This window comes from Elusimicrobiota bacterium (genome assembly GCA_040757695.1).
Lineage (GTDB): Bacteria > Elusimicrobiota > UBA8919 > UBA8919 > UBA8919 > JBFLWK01.
The window spans coordinates 1-1,900 of the sequence record JBFLWK010000191.1; the positions used below are offsets into that span (position 1 = coordinate 1).

Consider the following 1,900-nt stretch of genomic DNA (forward strand, 5'->3'; position numbering starts at 1 on the left):
ATCGTATCTGTATATTTTTCCGTCTTTATCCATTGTTTCCCAGTGAAAACCAAATTTATCAGGTAAAGCTTTTGATAGGTTCACATCTATAAAAGAATCATTTAGTAAGATAATTCTCAATTTATAATTCATTAAGAATGTAGATTTAATCATATGGGAAAATTCAATTTCTGTAATTTTTTGTATTTCATTTATATTCGTCATTAGAATTGTTCCAAAAATTTCATTATTTTATTTCTATCATCCTGAAGATTGTCAAACAAAAAATAGTCATCATATGATTTTTCTTCACTCAAAATACCATGGCTAACTTTTTTATTAAACTCTTCCATATCCTTTACTCCATATTTCTTTCTTAATAGGAAAAGTTCCGACTCTATTTTATATAACCTTTGAATTAGATAGACTTTTAAGCTTTCTTTCAAAAGCTCTTCCGTATTCATTTGAAGATCCTGTGCTATCATTTCAAATATGGACATTTTCCAACCGTTGCCAAAATCTTATAAAAAGTTATAAAACTTTGTTTTATTCCTGCTTCATCATACCCACTTTTGCCGAAGCTAATCATGTTTGATATAGTATTCCACAGGCTTAAAGTCGGATACAACGCATCCTACATCCTGTAACTATCTTTTAAGATGATTGTGTTACAGGCACTTCATAGTGTTCTAAATTTATGGAAGCATTATAATCTCTATCTATAACAAGCCCACATTCAGGACATATATAAGTTCTGTCGGATAACTTTAAGTCTTTTCTGATATATCCGCAATGAGAACACATTTTTGATGATGGATAAAATTTATCTGCTTCAACAAATTGTATTCCATATTTCTCACATTTATATCTTAACGTTTCTTTAAACTTATATAAACATTGTTCCTGTATTGCTTTAGATAAATGTTTATTCTTCATCATACCGGAGATATTTAATGTTTCCATAATTATTCTACGAGGTTTGGTTTTCACTATCGTAGAAGTTGACTGATGAATATAATTATTTCTTATATTCTTCAATCTCCTATGAAGCAATTTTATCTTTCTTTCAAGTTTTATAATATTATTAGTTTTGGCGAACTTCTCTCCTTCCTTATTGATTAAATATTTCCTTGACACCTGTCTTTGAAATCTTTTTAACTTCTTTTTTAGTTTCTTAACCTTTTTAGTCTTATTAATGTTCTTAAATTTCATACCATTACTGCATATAGCCAGAGAACTAATTCCCACATCGATTCCTATAGATTTATCAGATAATTCCTGACTATCAGCTTTCTCATCAATACCTGCAGATATATACCAGTATTTCCCATCATGAGTTATCCTCGGATTATAATATTTTATCTTATCTGATTTTACCGGAATTCTATTGTCTTCCGACAATTCAATCCATCCTACTTTTTCTATAAGAACTGATGTTTCTTTTACTGATAATTTATGAGTATCATTATAGAAAGATGGTATTGACTTCTTTCTACTCTTAAATTTAGGGAAGTTTGACTCCTTATTAAAAAATTTCTTAAAAGCATTGCAACAGTCTTTTATCGCCTGTTTTGGGATTTGTGCAGATATATTATTTAACCATTTATACTCTTCGGATTTCTTTAATTCAGTCAATTCTTTCCTCATTACTCCATCCGGTATAAATTTACCACCATTTTTATAATTATTAATTTGCTTATCCAAACACCAATTGTATGCCCATCTTGCCGTACCGGATGACTGCCACAATAATTTCTCTTGCTCTTTATCAGGAATTAACCTGACTTTGACTCCTGTTATCATCAGAAATCAACTCCCTGATCATCTGTTTACCTTTATTAGCTTTTTTGCCCTGTAATTTACAACTAAATAAAGTCATTATCCCAACAATATCTTCTACAAAATTATAACATTAATCTTA

Annotated in this window: 3 protein-coding genes and 1 pseudogene; all 4 read right to left on the bottom strand. The window is 29.4% G+C overall.

What is annotated here, in order from left to right; genetic code table 11:
• A partial coding sequence (locus AB1349_14000) for a hypothetical protein (protein ID MEW6558439.1) occupies positions 1-204 on the bottom strand: 204 nt, incomplete at its 3' end.
• Positions 204-443 (bottom strand): hypothetical protein, encoded by a 240-nt coding sequence (locus tag AB1349_14005; protein ID MEW6558440.1) that lies wholly within the window; start codon positions 441-443, stop codon positions 204-206. The genes AB1349_14000 and AB1349_14005, both read right to left, overlap by 1 nt.
• Before the next feature lie 190 nt (positions 444-633).
• Positions 634-1,782 (bottom strand): transposase, encoded by a 1,149-nt coding sequence (locus tag AB1349_14010; GenBank protein ID MEW6558441.1) that lies wholly within the window; start codon positions 1,780-1,782, stop codon positions 634-636.
• Positions 1,748-1,879, bottom strand: a pseudogene (locus tag AB1349_14015) (IS607 family transposase). Before AB1349_14015 ends, AB1349_14010 begins: the two are co-directional and overlap by 35 nt.
• Positions 1,880-1,900 lie beyond the last annotated feature (21 nt).

Bases quoted from the DNA above. Each gene is read 5' to 3' on its own strand.
- AB1349_14005 (MEW6558440.1), bottom strand. From the start codon at position 443: ATGAATACGGAAGAGCTTTTGAAAGAAAGCTTAAAAGTCTATCTAATT.
- AB1349_14010 (MEW6558441.1), bottom strand. From the start codon at position 1,782: ATGATAACAGGAGTCAAAGTCAGGTTAATTCCTGATAAAGAGCAAGAG.